This window comes from Bradyrhizobium sp. WYCCWR 13022 (assembly GCF_030435535.1).
Classification (GTDB): domain Bacteria; phylum Pseudomonadota; class Alphaproteobacteria; order Rhizobiales; family Xanthobacteraceae; genus Bradyrhizobium.
Genome location: NZ_JAUIZJ010000025.1, coordinates 126,986 through 146,261 on the forward strand (window position 1 = coordinate 126,986; position 19,276 = coordinate 146,261).

The 19,276-nt window shown below is 64.3% G+C and carries 17 protein-coding genes; 7 read left to right on the forward strand and 10 right to left on the reverse strand.

The window, feature by feature from the left end:
* Nucleotides 1-44: 44 nt before the first annotated feature.
* A complete protein-coding gene (locus QY049_RS30470; RefSeq protein ID WP_258764306.1) occupies nt 45-1,271 on the forward strand; it encodes an ABC transporter substrate-binding protein in 1,227 nt (408 codons plus the stop codon).
* Nucleotides 1,272-1,395: 124 nt separating this feature from the next.
* Here QY049_RS30470 and QY049_RS30475 read toward each other — a convergent pair whose 3' ends face one another.
* A complete protein-coding gene (locus QY049_RS30475) occupies nt 1,396-1,821 on the reverse strand; it encodes a DUF1330 domain-containing protein (protein WP_194478554.1) in 426 nt (141 codons plus the stop codon).
* Nucleotides 1,822-1,987: 166 nt separating this feature from the next.
* Between QY049_RS30475 and QY049_RS30480 the strand changes: the two genes are divergently transcribed.
* A complete protein-coding gene (locus tag QY049_RS30480) occupies nt 1,988-4,237 on the forward strand; it encodes a transglycosylase domain-containing protein (RefSeq protein ID WP_258764307.1) in 2,250 nt (749 codons plus the stop codon).
* A 189-nt stretch (nt 4,238-4,426) separates the two neighbouring features.
* Here QY049_RS30480 and QY049_RS30485 read toward each other — a convergent pair whose 3' ends face one another.
* From QY049_RS30485 to QY049_RS30500, 4 genes are all read right to left on the reverse strand, one after another.
* Nucleotides 4,427-5,266 carry a M48 family metallopeptidase gene (locus tag QY049_RS30485; RefSeq protein WP_194478556.1) on the reverse strand — a complete coding sequence of 280 codons (840 nt, stop codon included), beginning with the start codon at nt 5,264-5,266 and terminating at the stop codon, nt 4,427-4,429.
* A gap of 219 nt (nt 5,267-5,485) precedes the next feature.
* Nucleotides 5,486-6,814, reverse strand: coding sequence for a polyhydroxyalkanoate depolymerase (locus QY049_RS30490; protein WP_194478557.1), 1,329 nt, complete (start codon nt 6,812-6,814; stop codon nt 5,486-5,488).
* Between the two features lie 120 nt (nt 6,815-6,934).
* The gene (locus QY049_RS30495) at nt 6,935-7,753 is read right to left on the reverse strand and encodes an ABC transporter permease (RefSeq protein ID WP_258764308.1); all 819 of its coding nucleotides are present in this window, start codon (nt 7,751-7,753) and stop codon (nt 6,935-6,937) included.
* Complete coding sequence (locus QY049_RS30500) at nt 7,750-8,553, reverse strand: ABC transporter ATP-binding protein (RefSeq protein ID WP_258764309.1); 804 nt, start codon at nt 8,551-8,553, stop codon at nt 7,750-7,752. Before QY049_RS30500 ends, QY049_RS30495 begins: the two co-directional genes overlap by 4 nt.
* Nucleotides 8,554-8,681: 128 nt before the next feature.
* Here QY049_RS30500 and QY049_RS30505 point away from each other — a divergent pair, with 128 nt between their 5' ends.
* Complete coding sequence (locus tag QY049_RS30505; protein ID WP_194478560.1) at nt 8,682-9,992, forward strand: ActS/PrrB/RegB family redox-sensitive histidine kinase; 1,311 nt, start codon at nt 8,682-8,684, stop codon at nt 9,990-9,992.
* 103 nt (nt 9,993-10,095) lie between these two features.
* Nucleotides 10,096-10,650, forward strand: coding sequence for an ActR/PrrA/RegA family redox response regulator transcription factor (locus QY049_RS30510; RefSeq protein ID WP_271607750.1), 555 nt, complete (start codon nt 10,096-10,098; stop codon nt 10,648-10,650).
* Nucleotides 10,651-10,753: 103 nt separating this feature from the next.
* Here the strand turns inward: QY049_RS30510 and QY049_RS30515 are convergent, their stop codons facing one another.
* Nucleotides 10,754-11,245: an MmcB family DNA repair protein gene (locus tag QY049_RS30515; protein WP_258767090.1), complete on the reverse strand. Its 492-nt coding sequence runs from the start codon at nt 11,243-11,245 to the stop codon at nt 10,754-10,756.
* A gap of 129 nt (nt 11,246-11,374) precedes the next feature.
* On the opposite strand from QY049_RS30515, the gene QY049_RS30520 reads away from it, so the two are divergent.
* Nucleotides 11,375-13,069: an alpha-amylase family protein gene (locus tag QY049_RS30520; RefSeq protein ID WP_258764310.1), complete on the forward strand. Its 1,695-nt coding sequence runs from the start codon at nt 11,375-11,377 to the stop codon at nt 13,067-13,069.
* 63 nt (nt 13,070-13,132) lie between these two features.
* Here QY049_RS30520 and QY049_RS30525 read toward each other — a convergent pair whose 3' ends face one another.
* The gene (locus QY049_RS30525; protein WP_258764311.1) at nt 13,133-14,740 is read right to left on the reverse strand and encodes an alpha-amylase family glycosyl hydrolase; all 1,608 of its coding nucleotides are present in this window, start codon (nt 14,738-14,740) and stop codon (nt 13,133-13,135) included.
* A 169-nt stretch (nt 14,741-14,909) separates the two neighbouring features.
* Here QY049_RS30525 and QY049_RS30530 point away from each other — a divergent pair, with 169 nt between their 5' ends.
* Nucleotides 14,910-15,581, forward strand: a complete 672-nt coding sequence (locus tag QY049_RS30530; RefSeq protein ID WP_258764312.1) for an MBL fold metallo-hydrolase — start codon at nt 14,910-14,912, stop codon at nt 15,579-15,581.
* Nucleotides 15,582-15,584: 3 nt separating this feature from the next.
* Here QY049_RS30530 and QY049_RS30535 read toward each other — a convergent pair whose 3' ends face one another.
* A complete protein-coding gene (locus tag QY049_RS30535) occupies nt 15,585-15,950 on the reverse strand; it encodes a helix-turn-helix domain-containing protein (protein ID WP_194478566.1) in 366 nt (121 codons plus the stop codon).
* Between the two features lie 133 nt (nt 15,951-16,083).
* Between QY049_RS30535 and QY049_RS30540 the strand changes: the two genes are divergently transcribed.
* The gene (locus tag QY049_RS30540; RefSeq protein ID WP_246755659.1) at nt 16,084-16,386 is read left to right on the forward strand and encodes a hypothetical protein; all 303 of its coding nucleotides are present in this window, start codon (nt 16,084-16,086) and stop codon (nt 16,384-16,386) included.
* A gap of 2 nt (nt 16,387-16,388) precedes the next feature.
* Here QY049_RS30540 and QY049_RS30545 read toward each other — a convergent pair whose 3' ends face one another.
* Nucleotides 16,389-17,588, reverse strand: coding sequence for a PHB depolymerase family esterase (locus tag QY049_RS30545; protein WP_258764313.1), 1,200 nt, complete (start codon nt 17,586-17,588; stop codon nt 16,389-16,391).
* Between the two features lie 147 nt (nt 17,589-17,735).
* Nucleotides 17,736-19,142, reverse strand: coding sequence for an MFS transporter (locus QY049_RS30550; RefSeq protein ID WP_258764314.1), 1,407 nt, complete (start codon nt 19,140-19,142; stop codon nt 17,736-17,738).
* Nucleotides 19,143-19,276: the final 134 nt, after the last annotated feature.

Genomic DNA, 19,276 nt, shown 5'->3' on the forward strand with positions numbered 1-19,276 from the left:
GCGACGGAAAGATCACCCGCGATAACAAACTGAGGAAATTGCGAATGAGGAACGGACTTTTGCATTTGGTCACTGGCACGGCGCTCGCCCTGGCGCTGTCGGTCTCGGCGGCCAGTGCCCAGAAGAAATACGATCCCGGTGCGTCGGATACCGAAATCAAGATCGGCCAGACCAATCCATTCAGCGGGCCGGCCTCCGCCTATGCCACAATCGGCAAGACGCAGGCCGCCTACATGAAGATGATCAACGATCAGGGCGGCGTGAACGGCCGCAAGATCAACCTGATCCAGTATGACGACGCCTATTCGCCGCCGAAGGCGGTGGAGCAAGTCCGCAAGCTGGTCGAGAGCGACGAGGTGCTGCTGACCTTCCAGCTTCTCGGCACCCCCTCGAACGCGGCCGTGCAGAAATATCTCAACTCCAAGAAGGTGCCGCAACTCTTCGCGGCCACTGGGGCTTCCAAGTTCACCGATCCGAAGAATTTCCCGTGGACGATGGGCTTCAATCCCAACTACTTCGTCGAGGGTCGCATCTACGGCCAGTACATCATCAAGAACCACCCGAACGCCAAGATCGGCGTGCTCTATCAGAACGACGACCTCGGCAAGGACTATCTGAACGGCCTCAAGGCCGGCCTCGGCGACAAGGCCGCCAAGATGATCGTGACCGAAGCCTCCTACGAGGTCTCCGATCCCACGGTCGATTCGCAGATCCTCAAGATCAAGGACGCCGGTGCCGACCTGTTCTTCAGCGCCACCACGCCGAAACAGGCCGCGCAGGCGATCAAGAAGATCGCCGAGCTCGGCTGGCACCCGGTGCAGATCCTCGACATCAACGCCACTTCGGTCGGCGCGGTGATGAAGCCCGCGGGGCTCGAGGCGTCGAAGGGCGTGATCAGCGTCAATTACGGCAAGGATCCGCTGGACCCGACCTGGAAAGACGACCCCGGCATGAAAAAGTATTTCGCGTTCATGGCGAAGTACTATCCCGAAGGCGACAAGGACTCGAGCTTCAACAGCTACGGATACATGACGAGCCAGTTGATGATCTACGTGCTTCAGAAGTGCGGCGACAACCTGACCCGCGAGAATGTCATGAAGGTCGCCACCAGCCTGAAGAACGTGCAGCTCGATCTCTTGCTGCCAGGCATCTCCGTCAGCACCTCACCGACCGACTATCGCGTCAACAAGCAGCTTCAGATGATGAAGTTCAACGGCGAGCGCTGGGAGCTGTTCGGCCCGATCATGGAAGATGCCGGCCCGGCGGGCTAGTTCTCGAAAGCAACGGCCTCAACGACGTGATGCCCGGGCCTGTCCCGGGCATCCACGTTTTTGGAGTCGAAAAAGAAGGCGTGGATGGCCGGGTCAAGCCGGTCAAGCCCGGCCATGACGGTACTCAGGTCGGTATCTCCCCAAAATTCTTCCCCACAGGCAGTACCGCGTGCCGGATCAGGCGCGAATCCTCGACTGCTGCCTGGCGGTGCTTGACCGCCTCGCGATAGACGGGGTCTCGGATCATCTCGACGAAGGCGGCGACGCTCGGGTACTCGGCGATGAAGCAATGATCCCAGCGCTCCTCCTGCGGACCGATCAGCATCAGTTCGAACCGGCCCTGCCAGACGATGCGGCCGCCAAGGCGTTCGAACACCGGGCCGCTCTCGCGACCGTAGGCCGCATAGGCTTCTGCACCGCTGGCCTTGCGGCCGTCGGGGTAGGCCGCCTCTTGGCGCAGCCGCACCAGATTGAGCATGTGGATCGGACCCGGGCGGTCGTTTTCCCGGAATTGCGCGAAGATCTCCTTGGTCGGATCGATGTGGCCCATGCGAGCTCCCTCTTCTTGATGGCCGTGATCCTAGCTCTGCCGCCCGATGAGCGGAACTGCGGCCTGGGAATGCCGTACCTCCTAACCAGACGTTAAGGACGGGGTAACGGGGCCTTAAACAGCGACCGCTAGCGTGCGGCGGGGCGGGGTGACCGGGCGTTTGCGTATGGGGTCGGGAAAGAAAAAAGGTGGGCGGAAGGAGCCGTTGTTCGGCTTGCCCGCTGCGCTCGCCGACCTGCGCCTGACGGCGGCCGATCGCATTCCCGGCGGCGGCGACGACAAGCCGAAGAAATCCGCCAAGCGCAAGAGCGAACCTGCCGGCGACGAGCCGCCGCGCGAGCGCAAGGCGCCGGCCAGAAGCAGCGGCGCCAGGCGCCGATCGAGATCATCCTTCAGCGCCGGCCTCGGCCGCCTCGTCTATTGGGGCGCCGTGCTGAGCCTGTGGGGCGTGATCGCCGTAATCGGCGTCGTGATCTGGGTCGGCGCCCATCTGCCGCCGATCCAGTCGCTGGAGATTCCGAAGCGTCCGCCGACGATCCAGATCGTCGGCATGGACGGCACCCTGCTGGCGCAGCGCGGCGAGATGGTCGGCGCGAACGTATCACTGAAGGACCTGCCGCCCTATCTGCCGAAGGCGTTCATCGCCATCGAGGACCGCCGCTTCTATTCGCATTTCGGCATCGACCCCGTCGGCATCCTGCGCGCGCTCATCACCAACGTGCTCCATCGCGGCGTGTCGCAGGGCGGCTCGACGCTGACGCAGCAACTCGCCAAAAACCTGTTCCTGACCCAGGAACGAACCCTGCAGCGCAAGCTGCAGGAGGCGGAGCTCGCGATCTGGCTGGAGCGCAAGCATACCAAGAACGAGATCCTCGAGCTCTATCTCAACCGCGTCTATTTCGGCTCCGGCGCCTACGGCGTCGAAGCGGCCGCGCAGAAATATTTCGGCAAGCCGGCGAAGAACGTCACGATCGCGGAAGCCGCGATGCTGGCGGGCCTGGTCAAGTCGCCCTCGCGCCTCGCGCCGAACCGCAATCCGGAAGGCGCCGAAGCGCGCGCGCAAGTCGTGCTCGCGGCGATGGCGGACGCCAAGTTCATCACCGAGGCGCAGGCCCAGGCCTCGATCGGCCATCCCTCCTACAATGTGAAGCCGGTCGGTGCCGGCACGATCAACTATGTCGCCGACTGGATCGGCGAGGTGCTGGACGACCTCGTCGGCCAGATCGACGAGAGCATCAGGGTCGAGACCACGATCGATCCGAAGCTGCAGGCCGTGGCGGAGGCCGCCGTCATCGACGAGCTCGCCGCCAAGAGCGTGAAGTTCAACGTCAGCCAGGGCGCGCTGGTGGCGATGACGCCCGACGGCGCCGTGCGCGCCATGGTGGGTGGCCGGAACTATTCCGAGAGCCAGTACAACCGCGCGGTCACCGCCAAGCGCCAGCCGGGCTCCTCGTTCAAGCCGTTCGTCTATCTGACGGCGATGGAGCAGGGCCTGACGCCCGACACCATCCGCCAGGACGCGCCGATCGAGGTCAAGGGCTGGAGGCCGGAGAACTACACGCATGAATATTTCGGCCCGGTGACGCTGACGCAGGCGCTGGCGATGTCGCTCAACACCGTCGCCATCCGCCTCGGTCTCGAGGTCGGGCCGAAGAACGTGGTGCGCACCGCGCATCGGCTCGGCATCTCCTCCAAGCTCGAGCCCAACGCCTCGATTGCGCTCGGCACCTCGGAAGTCTCGGTGGTCGAGATGGTCGGCGCCTATGCACCGTTCGCCAATGGCGGCTTCGCCGCCATGCCGCACGTGGTGACGCGGATCAAGACGCTCGACGGCAAGCTGCTCTACATGCGGCCTGCCGACGAGCGCAACCAGGTGATCGAGCCGCGCTATGTCGGCATGATGAACACGATGATGCGCGAGACGCTGATCTCGGGCACGGCGAAGAAGGCCGAGATTCCCGGCTGGCAGGCGGCCGGCAAGACCGGCACCAGCCAGGACTATCGCGACGCCTGGTTCATCGGCTACACGTCGAACCTCGTCACCGGCGTCTGGCTCGGCAATGACGACAACTCGCCGACCAGGAAGGCGACCGGCGGCGGCCTGCCGGTGGAGGTCTGGACCCGCTTCATGCGCGCAGCCCATGAGGGCGTGCCGGTGGCGGCCCTGCCGAACCTGCAAGGCAATTGGGGGCCGGCGAACCTCGCGCAGATCTCATCGCAGGTGTCGCCGCCGACGCAGGCGGCCGCGCCCGGATATTCACCGGGATATTCCCCTGGACCTGCTCCGGTGCCGGCCGGCAATGGCGGCTATCGCGCGCCACCGCCGCCGACGCGCGCCAATGTCAACGCACGGCCGGAAGCAGCCGCAGGGCTTGATGGCTGGCTGATGGACCGGCTGTTTGGCGGGAATCGATAGACCCCGAAACAACAACGCGAAAACAACCCCATGCACAGTAGGCGGCGGTTACGGGCTTGATGTGCGGTGGGACTTGCGAGGCGGTTGATATGGCTCGCAGATCGACCAACGTGGCGCAAGGCGCACTCTCTGTGCCGGATCGCCCGCTTTTGCGGGCGATGACAGCGTCAGTCGGGGCAACGGCGCGCCCTAATCCTCGACCCCGTAACGGTGCAGATCGTTGCCAGAGGTGTCGAGCCACTTCTTGGCGCGCTCCATTGAGGGACAAATCTTGCCGCAGACGCGCCAGAAGCGGGCCGAGTGGTTCATCTCGACGAGATGGGCCACTTCATGCGCGGCGAGATAGTCGAGCACGAAAGGCGGCGCGAGGATCAGGCGCCAGGAGAACGACAGCGAACCGGCCGAGGTGCAGGAGCCCCAGCGGCTGGACTGATCGCGGATCGAGAGCCGCTTGACCTTGACGCCGAGCTCGGCGGCATGGGCCTCCGCGGAGCGTTGCAGATCCTTGCGCGCCTCGCGCTTGAGGAAGTCGCTGACGCGGCGATCGACATGCTCGAGCCCGCCGGCGACGCAGAGAATGCGTTCGCCGCTGTCGCGAATTTCGGTCCACACCGTGCCGCGGCTGCCGGCGCGATGCACGATGCGATGAGAAACGCCGCGAAGCGGTATCACTGTGCCATGCTGGAACGGCGCAGCCTTCGGCAAACGACCGAGACGCGCCGCGATCCACGCGCCGTGACGCTGCGCGAAGTCCTTGGCTTCAGCGAGCGTGCCGCGCGGCGGGATCGTGAGGATCGCTTCGCGATCGCTCGGATGGATTCTGAGTGTGTAACGGCGCGCGCGGCGGTGCCTGCGCAGCCGAATCGCAAAGAATTGCGATCCATGGGTGATGAGAAGGGTCTTCGGTTCGTGAGGCCGACGGTAGAGGAGCGCGCGAGTGGCCATGTCTGTCAGTCCGGGGAGCAAGAGATCGCCCGGATTCTGCCATAACCGCCGCCACGGAAAGCGCTCGGCGCAAAAACAAATCATTTGCCCAATATACAGGGGTTCTGCAGTCCGGAGACCCTACAGACTGGGGTTGGAACCGGGTTTTTTCGCCCCCCGCTGGACGCATGCGACACCCCCAAGGGCTGAGGGGTGACTCACTCCTATAACGCTACCTAAATACCCCGATTCTGGCGGGAACCCGGGACTGCCGGAGCCTCCGGCAGGGGCCGAAGTTTCGACGGGAAAGCCGAAATAGCTGGGTTATTCGGCTGCGAGCGCCTGCAACGATGCCGGATTCGCAGCCGAGACCATGAAGTCATGGATGCGCGGCACGATTTCCGACTTGAAGCGCGAGCCGTTGAACACGCCGTAATGGCCAACGCCCTTCTGGACGTAATGAACGCGGCGATGATCCGGAATCGAGCTGCACAATGCGTGCGTTGCTTCGGTCTGGCCGAGACCCGAGATGTCGTCATTCTCGCCTTCGACCGTCATCAGGGCAACACGCGTCACCTTCGAGGGATCGACCAGAGTTCCGCGATGGGTCATCTCGCCCTTCGGCAGCGAGTGCTTCACGAACACGGTGTCGACGGTCTGCAGATAGTACTCGGCCGAGAGGTCCATCACCGCGAGGTACTCGTCGTAGAACTCGCGGTGCTTGTCGACGAGGTCGCCGTCGCCCTTCACCAGATGGGCGAACAGCTGCTTGTGGGCGTCCATGTGCCGATCGAAGTTCATGCTGATGAACCCGTTGAGCTGCAGGAAGCCGGGATAGACGTCGCGCATCATCCCCGGATGCGGGAACGGCACCTTGGTGATGACGTGATTGCGGAACCAGTCGATGCCGCGCTCCTGCGCAAGGTTGTTCACCGCGGTTGGATTGCGGCGGGTGTCGATCGGACCGCCCATCAGCGTCATCGAGGTCGGCACGAAAGGATCACGCCGCGCTTCCATGATCGAGACGGCAGCGACGACGGGCACGGAGGGCTGGCACACGGCCATGACGTGGGTGTTGCCGCCCAGCACCTGCAGCATCTCGATGACGTAATCGATGTAGTCGTCGAGATCGAAGCGGCCCTCGCTCAGCGGCACCATGCGGGCGTCGGCCCAATCGGTGATGTAGACCTCATGCGCCGGCAGCAAGGCCTCGACGGTGCCGCGGAGCAGCGTCGCGTAGTGGCCGGACATCGGCGCCACGATCAGCACGCGCGGCTGCGGGCTGCGCAGCGGACGGGCGAATTTGCGATCGAAGTAGAGCAGATTGCAGAACGGCTTTTCCCAGACCGAGCGAACCTCGACGGGGACGCGGATGCCGTTGACCTCGGTGTCGTTGAGGCCCCACTCCGGCTTGCCGTAGCGGCGCGTGGTGCGCTCGAACAACTCGCAGGCCGCGGCGACGGACTTGCCGACCTCGGTGCGCGTCCATGGATTCAAGGGATTCTGAAACAGAAGCTTGGTCGCGTCGGTGACGGCACGTGCCGGATTGAGAGAGGCATGCGCCATCTCGTACATCCAGTACATCGGCGTGGTCAGGACCGGGCTGCCTTCTGCTGCCAGGGGCGGCGCGCCGCCAAACTCACCAATCGGCATGGTCAAATTCCTCTTCGCATCGCAGCATACTGCCGAATGCGTAATATTGCGTCAATGCATGGTTCCGTACATCTACGTGCTCAAAGCAGCCAAACCCGCCAGAATCCACGGGAAAGTGCGCTATTCCCCGCCCGACAGCAGCGAGCCGTGCTTTCTGGCGCTGCGCAAAAGGGCAAGGAATGCCCCAAAAGAAGCCAGCAGAAGCACTGCGTTGATGGCTAACGCCTCCAGCATCAAATCGGTCCGGAAGGTGTTCTCGATCAGGAGCGCGCGCATCCCTTCGAACACGTAGGTCGGGGGCAACGACCATGCGATATATTGCAGCCAGGGCGGCAGCACGCTGACCGGATAATAGATGCAGGAGAGCGGCAGGATCGCAAAGATCAGGGTCCAGACGATGCTCTCGGCGCCAAGACCGTTCCGCAAGACGAGACCCGAGACGAAAATGCCGACCGACCAGCCGGTGAAGATCAAATTGAAGAAGAAGGCGATCAGCGGCAGGCCGAGGCTGTAGATGTTGAAGTGAAACAACACCAGCGCGAGCAAGGTCATCGGGATGATGCCGAGCAGCAGCCGGATCAGGCTCATCACCATCAACGACAGCAGAAACTCGATCGGCCTCAACGGACTCATCATGAGGTTGCCGAGGTTGCGCGCCCACATCTCCTCCAGGAAGGAGATGGAGAAGCCGAGCTGCCCGCGGAACAGGGTTTCCCAGAGGATCACGGCGCCGATCAGCGTGCCGCCGGCACGCGCGAAGTAACTGGCGTTCTGCGCGGCATAATATTGGATGAAGCCCCAGGTGATGACCTGGATCGCCGGCCAGTAGAGCAGGTCGAGCAGCCGCGGCCATGACGATATCAGCAGATACCAGTAGCGCAGGATCATCGCACCGATGCGCTGGACCGAGATGCCGTGATGGAGGGAGACTTCGCTCATCGCGCCCCCTCCTTCGCACCGTTCACCCGGCCGCGCGCGACGTCCAGAAAGACCTCTTCCAGCGTGGTGCGGTTGTAGCGGGCCATGATGGCGTCGGGTGTGTCGTCGTCCTCGACCCGGCCGCGCTTCATGATGATGACGCGGTCGCAGAGCCGTTCGACCTCCAGCATGTTGTGTGACGCCAGCAGGATGGTGGCGTCGTTGTCCTTGCGGTAACGCTCCAGATGCGCCCGCACCCAATCGGCGGTGTCAGGGTCGAGCGAGGCGGTCGGCTCGTCCAGCAGCAGCAGCTCGGGCTCGTTGATGAGCGCCTTCGCCAGCGCGACCCGGGTTTTCTGCCCGGCCGAGAGCTTGCCGTTGGCGCGGTCGATGAAGTCGTTGAGATCGAGATCGTCGGCCAGCTTTGCGATACGGTCGGTCAGATGCCTGACCGCGTACAGCTTGCCGAAGACGGTCAGGTTCTGCCGCACCGTCAGCCGCATCGGCATGTCGACATAGGGGCTCTCGAAATTCATCCGCCCCAGCACTTCGGCGCTCTCCTCCGGCATCCGATGCCCGAGCACGCGGACGCGGCCGGAGGTCGGCAGCACCAGCCCCATGATCATCGCGATGGTGGTGGTCTTGCCGGCGCCGTTGCCGCCCAGCAGCCCGGTGATGCTGCCGCGGGGAAGCGAAAAGGAGATGCCGTCGACGGCGCGGGTCTGCTTGTAGACCTTGACGAGGCGATCGACCTCGATGGCCGCGGACAATCGAGTGCCCGCGACAGTCGGCCGACTTGAAGCATTGTCATTCCCGGTCATGCTACGGGCGTTCTTCCGCCATTGCGCGGTGGAGCGCAAGGCTTGATGTAAATGGCTCGCAACCAAGAACCGATTTCTGCGGGCCGGCGTGTTTGTGATCGGACACGCGCACCGCTAGATTGACTGTGATGACCGAGACCGCCGCTTCCGACTTCCGCCCGTCGCAACGACACATCCGCCTGGACACCATCCTGCGGCTGCGCTGGCTTGCGGTGCTTGGCCAGCTTGCGGCGATCTTCATCGTGGCGCAGGGGCTCGAGTTCGACGTCGCGATCGTTCCCTGCGTCAGCATCATCGGCCTGTCGGCGACGCTCAATCTGGCGCTGCAGACCGCGGTCAATCCGATGCAGCGGCTGGAGCCGATCCACGCCGCCGCGCTGCTGGCGCTGAACATCGTGGAACTGGCCGGGCTGTTGTTCTTCACCGGCGGCTTGCAGAACCCGTTCTCGTTCCTGTTCCTCGCGCCGGTCCTGATTTCGGCAACGGCCCTGCCCGCACGGCTGACCTTCGGTCTCGGCATTCTGGCCGTGGCCTGCGCCTCGATCCTGTTCTTCGTTCATTTCCCGCTGCCATGGGATTCCGAAGATCCGGTGGTGCTGCCGCCGATCTATCTCGTCGGCGTCTGGCTTTCGATCGTGCTCGCGATCGGCGTCACCAGCCTCTATTCGTTCCAGGTGACCGAGGAGGCGCGCAAGCTCGCCGACGCGCTCGCCGCGACCGAGCTGGTGCTGACGCGCGAGCAGCATCTGACCCAGATCGACGGACTTGCCGCTGCCGCCGCGCACGAGCTCGGCACGCCGCTCGCGACCATCTTCCTGATCTCGCGTGAGCTCGAGAAGACGGTGAAGGACCCGAGCTTCGCCGCCGATCTGAAGACCTTGCGCGAACAGACGCAGCGATGCCGCGACATCCTGAGCAAGATCACGCAGCTCTCCTCGGCCGGCGCGCCGTTCGACCGCATGAAGCTGTCGGAGCTGATCGAGGAAGTGGTGGCGCCGCACCGCGATTTCGGCGTCGACATCAAGGTGCGGATCGCGGTGACGACGACATCAGAGCCGGTCGGGTCGCGCAATCCGGCGGTGCTCTACGGCGTCGGCAACATCGTCGAGAACGCCGTCGATTTCGCCAACACCACCGTGGAAGTGAACGCGTGGTGGAACAACGACACGATCGAGATCGTGATCTCCGACGACGGCCCGGGCATTCCGCCCGACATCATGAAGCGGATCGGCGAGCCCTATTTGTCGCGGCGGCGCGGCCAGGATGCCGGCGGCGGCCTCGGACTCGGCGTGTTCATCGCCCGCACGCTGCTCGAACGCACCGGCGCCAAGGTCTCGTTTACCAACCGGACCTTTCCGGAACACGGTGCAGTGGTCCAGATCGCATGGCCGCGCGAGCGTTTTGAGGCTATCGAGAGCCTCGAAGAAACAATAGGATAGGCCGCGACCTTGCGTCGCACGTGAGGCCGGATCGACTATTTGCGGCCTTGGCACCGCCCGATTGCGACGCCATATGTGGATGTGCAGGAGAGAGGAAAACACCTTGAACGCCATCGCCGAACTGAACGAACAGACCGACCGCTCGCTTCTCATCGTGGAGGACGACAAGCCGTTTCTGGAGCGCCTGTCGCGCGCCATGGAAACGCGCGGTTTTGCGGTGACGTCATGTGACACGGTCTCGGATGGCCTTGCGCAGATCGGCAAGTCGGCGCCGGCATTCGCCGTGGTCGATCTCAGGCTCGGTGACGGCAACGGTCTCGACGTCGTCTCCGCGCTGAAGAAGAAGCGCCCCGAAGCCCGTGCCATCGTGCTGACCGGCTATGGCAACATCGCCACCGCCGTCACCGCGGTGAAGATGGGCGCAATCGATTATCTCTCGAAGCCTGCGGACGCCGACGACGTCGTCGCGGCGCTGCTCTCGACCAGCGCCGAAAAATCCGAGCTGCCGGCGAACCCGATGTCGGCCGATCGCGTTCGCTGGGAGCACATCCAGCGCATCTACGAGATGTGCAACCGCAACGTCTCGGAAACGGCGCGCCGCCTCAACATGCACCGGCGTACGTTGCAGCGCATTCTGGCGAAGCGCGCGCCGCGGTAACGGTCTCGCAGGGTGGATTAGCCGAAGGCGTAATCCACCGCTCGTCTTTCAGAGCGGACGGTAAAGAGGTGGGTTGCGCCTACGGCTAACCCACCCTGCGGACTCATTCCCAAAACTCCGCGTGCCCCTGCGGATCGACCAGGCGGTTGATCCGAAGCGCCGCCGCCATGCCGAACCGCACCGTCATCTGCTTGCGCGTCGCCGCCGCGATCTTGTGCTCGGGCGCTTCGCACTGCATGTGCGCGCCATAGGCGTCTGCGATGATCAGGCCGGTGCCTTCAGGGAAGATCTCGCAGGGCAGGTCCTGCGTGAAGGCGAAGAACAAGCGGTCGCAATGAGCACGGTATTCGTGCCATTTCCGATCGGCGCGCAGGTCCTCGACCGATGATTTGATCTCGACGATCCAGATCTCGCCGCGCTCGTTCAGCGCCACGAGATCGGCGCGCCGGCCCGATGGCAAGGGCAATTCGCTGAGGCACGAAAAGCCGAGCGAGCGCAAGAGCCGCGCCGTGCCGCGCGCGATCGCGAGCGCCGTTTCCGACTGACGACGGTCGGGAGATGGAACAAGAACGATGTTGCGGGCGGGGTTGTCCATGCGGGAGAGAGTAGCCGATTCCATCCCACCCGTCATTCCGGGGGCGCCACCGGAATCGCGGAACCTCCCCTTCCCCACGCACTTATCACGCAGCCGCCGCACCTCGGCGGAAGCATCGAGGCTGCGCGCATGATCGACGATCTCTGGTACAAGAACGCCATCATCTATTGCCTCTCCGTCGGCACCTACATGGACGCCGACGGCGACGGCGTCGGCGATTTCAAGGGGCTGCTCCGCCGGCTCGACTATCTGCACGGGCTCGGCATCACCACGATCTGGCTAATGCCGTTCCAGACCTCGCCGGGCCGCGACGACGGCTACGACATCGCCGACTATTACAGCGTCGATTCCCGCTATGGCACGCTCGGCGACTTCGTCGAATTCACCCATGGCTGCAGGCAGCGCGGCATCCGCGTCATCATCGACCTCGTCGTCAACCACACCTCCGACCAGCATCACTGGTTCAAGCAGGCGCGGCGCGACAAGAACTCACCCTATCGCGACTGGTACGTCTGGTCCGACAAGAAGCCGGCCGGCGCCAACAAGGGCATGGTGTTTCCAGGCGTGCAGAAATCGACGTGGACGCGCGACAAGGACGCGGGGGCGTATTACTTCCATCGTTTCTACGATTTCCAGCCCGATCTCAACACGTCGAACCCGCGCGTGCAGGCGGAGATCCTGAAGATCATGGGCTTCTGGATCCAGCTCGGCGTCTCCGGCTTTCGCATGGACGCGGTGCCATTCGTGATCTCCACCAAAGGCGCGAAAGTGAGGAAGCCGGTCGAGCAGTACGACATGCTGCGCAGCTTCCGCGAATTCCTGCAATGGCGCGAGGGCGACGCCATCATCCTGGCCGAAGCCAACGTGCTGCCGGATACCGACATGGACTATTTCGGCGACGACGCCGACCGCATGCACATGATGTTCAACTTCCACGTCAACCAGCATCTGTTCTATGCGCTGGCGTCCGGCGACTCGCGCCCGCTGGCGAAGGCGCTGAAAGCAACCAAGCCGCGGCCGGCCTCGGCGCAATGGGGCCTGTTCCTGCGCAATCACGACGAGCTGGATCTGGGGCGCCTGACCAAGGCGCAGCGCGAGGCCGTGTTCAAGGCGTTCGGCCCCGACAAGGACATGCAGCTTTACGACCGCGGCATCCGCCGCAGGCTTGCGCCGATGCTCGGCGGCGACCGCCGGCGGCTCGAGCTCGCCTACAGCCTGATGTGCACGCTGCCCGGCACGCCCGTGATCCGCTACGGCGACGAGATCGCGATGGGCGATGATCTGTCGCTGCCCGAGCGCAGTTGCGCGCGCACGCCGATGCAATGGTCGACCGAGCCGCAGGGCGGCTTCACCAGGAGCGACAAGCCGGCCTGCCCCGTGATCGACGAGGGGCCGTACGGCTATCCGCACGTCAACGTCGCCAAGCAAAGGCGCGATCCCAACTCGATGCTGAACTGGACCGAGCGCATCGTCCGCATGCGCAAGGAGGTGCCCGAGATCGGCTGGGGCGACTTTGCTGTTATCCCGACCCGCGATCCCGCCGTGTTCATCATGCGCTATGACTGGCGCAACAATTCCGTGCTGTTCGTGCACAATCTCGACGAGAAGCCGCGCGAGACCGCCTTCTCGACCGGGTTGCCCGACGATGCCGGGGCTCACCTGATCAATCTGCTCGCGGAGGACCACAGCCACGCCAACAAGCGCGGCAAGCACCGCGTGGTGCTGGAGCCCTATGGCTATCGCTGGTACCGGGTCGGCGGACTGGATTATCTGCTGAAGCGGAGTGATGTGGATGGGAAGACGGTAAAGGGAAAGAAGCAGTGATGTAGCCGCCGCTGTCGCGTCACCCTCCGCTGTCGTCTCGGACAAGCGAAGCGGAGACGACGGCTAAGAGGAACTCGGCGGCACGATCACCACGCCCTCATTCCCCCGCAGATCCAACACGCCCTCCAGCCGTTCCCCCTCGCGATCGAGGAACGTCGACAGCAAGATCTCGCTGCCGAAGCGGAGCGCGCTGGTGGTGACGGCGATCGGCTCGGGGCCGAGATTGAGCACGATGACGAGCGAACGGCCCTCGGCTTCGCGGCGATAGACGAGCAGATCGCCCTGCGCGGCGATCGGGTGATAGTCGCCGGCGACCAGCGCCGGCGAACTCTTTCGCAACGCGATCAGGCGCTTGTAGAGGCTGAGAATCGAGCGCGTGTCGGCCTCGAGATTGACCACGTTCTCGCGGACATGGTCCGCCGGCAGCGGCAGCCACGGCCTCGCGTCCGAGAAGCCGGCGAAGTTCGATGCGTCCCACTGCATCGGCGTGCGGCAGCCGTCACGCCCGACGCCGATGCCGGGCACGTTCTTCTCGAAAGGATCTCGGACATCCTCGGGCGCGATGGCGAGCTGATGCATGCCGATCTCGTCGCCATAATACAGCGTCGGCGTACCGCGCAGGGTCAACAGCAGCATGGCGGCGATTCGGGCCTGCTCGGGGCCGACGCGGCTGGCGACGCGCGGGCGATCGTGATTGCCGAGCACCCAGTTCGGCCAGGCGCCCCGCGGTAACGCCTTCTCATAGTCCTCGATGATCTTCTCGATCGAGCGCGCGCTCCAGAAGGTCGAGAGCAGCGCGAAGTTGAACGGCATCTGCGCGCCGGTGAGATCGTTGCCGTAATAGGCCATCAGACGATGCAGCGGCAGATAGATCTCGCCGATCAGCACGCGCGCGGAATATGCGTCCGTCACGCGCCGCATCTCGGCGATGACGTCGTGCACCTCCGCCTGGTCGGTGGAATATTGCGTCAAGATCTTTTCGTTCGGCGGCCGGCCCTCGACGTAGTGCGGGTTGGGCGGATTGTCGCGAAACACGGCATCCTTGATCAGGTGCCAGATCACGTCGACGCGAAAGCCGTCGACGCCCTTCTCCAGCCAGAACCGCATCACGTCGTAGATCGCGGCGCGGACCTGCGGATTGCGCCAGTTGAGGTCCGGCTGCGCGGCGAGGAAGGCGTGGTAGTAGTACTGCCCCGTGGTCTCGTCGAACTGCCACGCGCTGCCGCCGAACTCGGACAACCAGTTGTTCGGCACGCCGCCATCGGGCGCGGGCTCGCGCCAGATGTACCAGTCGCGCTTGGGGTTGTCGCGCGAGGCGCAGCTCTCGACGAACCAGGGATGCCGGTCGGAGGTGTGGTTCGGCACGAGATCGAGGATCAGCTTCAGACCGGCGTCATGCGCGGCCGCGAGCAGCGCGTCGAAGTCCTCCATCGTGCCGAACAGCGGATCGATGCCGGTATAGTCGGAGATATCGTAGCCGAAATCGGCCATCGGCGAGGGGAAGATCGGCGACAGCCAGATCGCGTCGACGCCGAGCGACTTCACGTAAGGCAACCGCCGCAAGATGCCGGCGAGATCGCCGACGCCGTCACCGTCGCTGTCCTGAAAGGAGCGTGGATAGATCTGATAGAAGATCCCGTCGCGCCACCAAATCTCGCCGTCCCGTGCCATCGGAAATCCCACCCGGAAATCTGTGCTTCGCGCGAGAGAACGCGGAAGCAACGCCCCGGTTCAAACAGCGACGCGAATGGGACGGCCATGTGACGGCGGCGCGGCTGTTCCCGCGGCCGACCACGACTATTTTGCTTGGCGGCGCAGCAAAAATCGGCATTGTGAGGCCATGACCGAGCAAACCGACACCCAACAAGCCAAGGCCGGCGCGATCATCGTCCCCGTGACGCTGTTCGAGCAGAACTGCACCATCATCTGGGACGAACCCGGCAAGAAGGCGGTGGTGATCGACCCCGGCGGCGACGTGCCGAAGATCTTGGAAGCGATCAAGCAGACCGGCGTGACCGTGGAGAAGATCTGGCTGACCCACGGCCATATCGACCATGTCGGCGGCGCGGCCGAGTTGCGCGACGCGCTGAAGGTGCCGATCGAAGGCCCGCATGCCGCGGACAAGTTTCTGCTCGACAACGTGGTGGAGAGCGGCGCGCGCTTCGGCATGACCGGGGTGCGCAATTTCGAGCCGGACCGCTGGCTCGACGAGGGCGACAGCGTGTCGATCGGCGGCTTGACCTTCGACATCCTGCATTGTCCCGGCCACTCGCCCGGGAGCGTGGTGTTCTACAACAAGGATTTGCGTTTCGCCCATGTCGGCGACGTGCTGTTCGCGGGCTCGGTCGGGCGCACCGACCTTCCCGGCGGCAGCCACGCCACGCTGATCAATTCGATCCTGACGAAGCTGCTGCCGCTCGGCGACGATGTCGGCTTCATCTGCGGCCACGGCGCCGGCTCGAGCATCGGCCAGGAGCGGATGACCAATCCGTTCATCACCGGCGAGATGTGAGGTTCATTCGGCGGCGTCCGCGAGCGCCGCGCTCTCACTCAGGTTGCGCTCACCCCATTCGCGGATCGCAGCGACGACCGGCACAAAGCTCTTGCCCTTGCGGGTGAGACGATATTCGACCTTGGGCGGCACCTCGCCGAAATCCTTGCGATCGATGAGGCCGCTCGCGGTCAGCGCCTTCAATTCGCGGCTGAGCACGCGCGGAGTGATCTCGGCGCTGCCGGATGCGCCGCGCAAGAGGCCGCTGCGGATCTCGCCATAGCGGCGCGGGCCGTCCTTGAGATCCCAGACGATGCGCAGCTTGTACTTGCCGCTGATCATCTTCTGAAAGGCCGCGACCGGGCAGCTGCGTGGGGAAGCTCTTGCCATGCCGTCTCCTCCAAGTGCAGGAAAGCAGGATAGGAGCGGCGCCGAAAAAGTCCATACTATCAATTTTGTCCGTACTTGCGGGATCGCATCCAGGCCGCAGATGATGGTGCACATGACGAACAGGGAGCGTCACATGAAGCACTTCATGATCAAGTACGAATTCAGGAACGGCGCGACGGAGGCCTGGCACCAGGAGATCGGCCGCTTCATCAAGGCGATCGACAGCGATCCCGAGTTGAAGGGGCGGATCGGCTATCGCGTCCTGAAGAACCGCGACGACGGCCACTATTTCCATCTCGCCAGCGTCGCTGACGAAGACGCGCAGAAGACGCTGCAATCACGCGACTTCTTCAAGCACTATTCCGCGATGACGCGGCAGGTCTCCGGCGGCGAGGTGACGGCAACGCCGATCGAGATGATCGACGCGACGGCGTGAGGCTACTTCATCAGGCCCGCGGCCGTCAGCGCGCGGGTGATGACCTGGCCGAGATCGAAGCCGCGACCCTGGTCGCGCGTCGGCTCGGCCTTGTCCTCGGCGACCTTCGCGCGGATCGTACGGGCGAGATGTGGTGCGGGTGACCGCGCGGGCACGGGCCTTGCCTCCGCCTTGCTGGCGTCGTGGATCCAGCCGGTGAGCCCGAAGAATTTCGCGATGTGATAGGACGAGGAGATGCCGGCCTCGATCAGGAAGGCGCCTTCGACGCCGTAACGCTGCTCGTTGTCGGCAAGCCCCAGCGGCGTGCCGTGCGCCATGCCCGTGATGGCATAGGACTCGACCAGCGTCTCGCCGTCCTTGTTCCACCACGCCTGGCGCGGATAACCGTCGACATTGGTCTCGGCCATCGGCGTCATCGGCAGATCGTGCAGGTCGAGCCACTGCTTGACGATCTCGTTGGCATTGCCCGGATTGACGGTGCGGTCGGCGCTGCCGTGCCACACCGACATTTTCGGCCAGGGCCCGCGATGGTTCGAGGCCCGGCGCACGAAATCGCCGAGCTCGCGCTCGGGCCGCGCAGGCGAATGGAACATGCCGTCGAGCGCCTCGCGCAGGTTCGAGGCGATGCCGTAAGGCAGGCCTGCGATCACGGCGCCCGCGGCGAACACCTCGGGATAGGTCGCGAGCATCACCGAGGTCATGCCGCCGCCGGCGGACAGGCCGCTGATGTAGATGCGCCTTGGATCGATGCGATGCGTCTGAACCATATGCGCGATCATCTCGCGGATCGACCTCGCCTCGCCGCTGTCGCGTGCGGTGTCCTCGGGATTGAACCAGTTGAAGCAGGTGTTGCCGTTGTTGATGCGCTGCTGCTCGGGCATCACGAGCGCAAAGCCGTAGTGACGCGCGAGCGTCGACCAGCCCGCGCCGAGATCGTAAGCCGCGGCGGTCTGGCCGCAGCCGTGCAGCACGACGACCAGCGCACGCGGCTTCTGCAGCTGCGCCGGCACGAACGCGAACATGCGCAAGGCGCCGGGATTGTCGCCGAAGCCGGTGACCTCCTGCAGCGAATTGGAGCCGTCAGCGCCCGCGCCGAAGTCGGGCAGGCGCAGACCGTCCAGCCTTTGATCTGGTCTTTGATCTAGTCTTTGATCTGGTCTTGGCAGACGTCTCAAGAGATCGACATTACGGGCAAGCGACACGGCAAGTTCCTGGTGGGCGGCTTTCAACGTTTACCCAGACCAGATAGTTGCTGCAGTGCAAAATGAAAAGGCCGTGTGCTGCCGATCACCTGTGAAACGCGCAGAATCCCGCAGAATTCCGCACGTATTGACCGCACTGCCTCAACTTCATGCAGGTGCGCGGCGCATCCATGACAGGAATGCGGCCGAGATCATGATTAACGCCGCAAACAGCGCGAGCGAGGCGAGAAATCCTGCGCGCGCTGATTGCAACGATTCGACCGCGAAGAACACCGCGCCGATTGCGGCCACTCCGGCCGCATTTCCGATCTGCGCCGTGGTGCCGTACATGCCGGACGCCGAGCCCGCGGCGACAGGCTTGACGGTCGAGAGCACCGCACCCGAGAGCGGCGCCATCACCAGACCCTGGCCGTAGCCGAAGATGATCATGACAAGCGCGAGTTCGGTCGGCGTCGGCGCATCAACGAAGTCAGCCACGCATGCGAGTGCGGCGAGACCCGCGATCTGCAACGCGCAGCCTTCGATCAACACCTTGGTGCCGCGATGTCTTGCCCGTGCGCCGCTATGGCGCGAGGCGACGACGAAAGCGAGCGCGAGCGGAACGAAGGCGAGGCCGGCCGAAAGCGGCGGGATCTTCAGGCCGCGCTGCATGAACAGCGTCATCACCAGATAGAACGAAAGATTGGCGGCGAAGAAAAAGAACGCAGCGCCGAGCCCGCGCAGGAACGCCGCGTCAGCCAAAAGCGTGAGATCGATCAGCGGCATGCCGCCGCCGCGCGCGACCGCGTGTTCGAGCTTCACGAACGCCGCGAGGATCACAGCGCCGCTTCCCGTCACGGCCCACAGCAACGGCGCCCAGCCGACATCGTGGCCGAACAGCAGCGGCCCGATCAGGCACAACAGGCCGGCGAACAGCACGACGCTGCCCTTGATGTCGAGCCGTGTGCCCGATCGCCGCGGCGCCGTCGGCATGACGCGCCAGGCAGCGAGCGCGATCACGAGGCCGCTGGGCACGTTGACGAAGAACACGGAACGCCAGCCGGTGTGGGCGAGATCGATCGTGACCAGCAGACCGCCGAGCAGAAAGCCCGCGGCGCCCGCGAGCCCGAGCACGATGCCGTAGATGCCGAAGGCCCGGTTGCGCGACTCGTCGGTGAATAGCAGATGCAAGGTCGCCAGCACCTGCGGCACCATCAGCGCGGCCGTCGCCCCCTGCGCCAGCCGGGCGACGATCAGCTCCATGCCTGATTGCGCGAGGCCGCACCACAGCGACGCGGCGGTGAAACCGAGCACACCGGCGAGAAAGACATTCTTCGTCCCGTGGATGTCGCCGAGGCGGCCGCCGGTGACGACCAGCGTGGCATAGGCGATCAGGTAGATCGCGATGACGGATTCGATCTGCGCCGGCGTCGCGTGGAGGTCGACGGCGATGGTCGGAATGGCGACATTCACGATGAAGGCGTCGACGCCGAACATGAACTGCGCGGCGACGACGATAGCCAGCACCCACCAGCGGCGGGTCGAATCGACGGGCTTCGTGACGGTCTGATGCATTCTTCGCGCGGCCCCGGGATGATCACCGCCGGATGATTCCAGACCGCGCGCGGTGTTGCGATTACCTCGGAGGTAGTCCGTGCGCTCTTGGCCGATCTCCGCAACCAGCAAGAGGAAGAAGAAACGCGCATGCC